The sequence below is a fragment of the Frankia sp. AgB1.9 genome (assembly GCF_016786355.1).
Taxonomy (GTDB): Bacteria; Actinomycetota; Actinomycetes; order Frankiales; family Frankiaceae; genus Pseudofrankia.
The window spans coordinates 1-1319 of the sequence record NZ_JADWYX010000269.1 but is presented as its reverse complement, the minus strand read 5'-3'; the positions used below and the strand labels follow the sequence as shown (position 1 = coordinate 1319).

Below are 1319 nucleotides of genomic sequence, written 5' to 3'. Positions count from 1 at the left end.
GCGGCCAGACCGCGAGCGGGACGGCTTCCGCGACACCAGCGATCGACACGTTACGAACGCCCGCCATCGCGGCCACGCACCGGCGCGGTGCTGGGACGCGCAGCGCCGGGCCGGTGCTTGCAATAATTAGCGCGTTGCAAGCGCAGGTAGGGCGCCGCGCGGGCGGGCTAGCTGTCGCCGTCCGGCGGGTTGGGCGTGAGGCTTCGTCCACGGCCCGGACGGTCGCGCATCCATGCCTGGAACGTCGACCGGCGCCACCGGGGCCGGTCGGGCACCGACGCATCGTCCGGCGGTGGCATGCGCCCCTGGGAGCGGTAACCGCGCAGCGTGCTCGGCAGGATTCCAGCTAGCTCGGCTAGCTCCCGGTAGCCGAGCAACGGGTCATCGTCGGTCACAGGGTGATCTTACGAAAACCGTAATGATGCATCGCCCGGATGTATCATCGCGGTGTAGGCGGCCACTGGCGGGTGCGGGAACACCCGGCCAGCGGCCTTGATCACACACCTGTGGATGAGACAGGAGGGCGACCCATGCCCAGTATCCCGCCCGATGACCTACCCACGTGGCCCGAGCCCCGGTGGAACCCTGCGCAGCTAGCGGCGCGCGGGGGTGGACTGTTCGAGTTGACGCTGCGTTCAGGTGCCACGCCGCGTGACCTCGCCACGGTGGCGCGCACGATGCCCCCGGCGGTCTACCTCGACCACCGGCCCGCGTCGCGGCGGGACACCGATGTGATCCTGATCTTCCGGGAGAACCCGGCCGGCGCGGAGATCTCGCACGTCGCGCCGGGTTGGACACCGCAGGTCGGTACGGCCGCCGGTCCGGACCGTGGCCTGACGCCCCATCAGATGGCCATGGCCGAGCTGATCACAGCGGCGGACGACGCCGCCTGCGGGGCGCGGATTCTCGCCCTCGTGACGCGGGCCGATCCGGCCGAAGTGATGGCATTGGCGGACGTGATGCGCGCCCGTCGCGGACCCCGCTGCGGCCACCGGCACGGCGGCACCTGCGGGTAGCCGCGCGCCGCACGACGTGGCCCCCGACCCGCACCGGGTTGGGGGCCATGTCGTTCACGGACCCGCTCACAGGTCATGGGCAGGGCGCCCCGGGTGTAGCGGGTAGCGGCTGCGCGGGGCGGTCGCGGCCCCGTGGAGCCGGTTTCGGCGCCACGCGCGCCGCAGGCGCTACCCGCTACACCCCCGCGTCGTCCCAGCTCACGGCCACTGCACGGTGTAGCGGCGGGGGTTTGCCCGCCCCGACCCCCCCCCCCCCCCCCGGCCCCCCCCCGCCCCGTGGCAACCCCGTGGCCCCCGGATCCC

2 protein-coding genes are annotated in these 1319 nt (G+C 73.3%); one reads left to right on the top strand and one right to left on the bottom strand.

All coding sequences use genetic code 11. The features are described from left to right. Window positions 1-167: 167 nt before the first annotated feature. The gene (locus I6A60_RS41045; protein ID WP_203017487.1) at window positions 168-395 is read right to left on the bottom strand and encodes an AlpA family transcriptional regulator; all 228 of its coding nucleotides are present in this window, start codon (window positions 393-395) and stop codon (window positions 168-170) included. A 135-nt stretch (window positions 396-530) separates the two neighbouring features. On the opposite strand from I6A60_RS41045, the gene I6A60_RS41040 reads away from it, so the two are divergent. After that, a complete protein-coding gene (locus I6A60_RS41040; protein ID WP_238437296.1) occupies window positions 531-1016 on the top strand; it encodes a hypothetical protein in 486 nt (161 codons plus the stop codon). The last annotated feature ends 303 nt before the right edge of the window (window positions 1017-1319 follow it).

Coding starts and splice junctions, on each gene's coding strand:
- I6A60_RS41040 (WP_238437296.1), top strand. CDS start 531: ATGCCCAGTATCCCGCCCGATGACCTACCCACGTGGCCCGAGCCCCGG.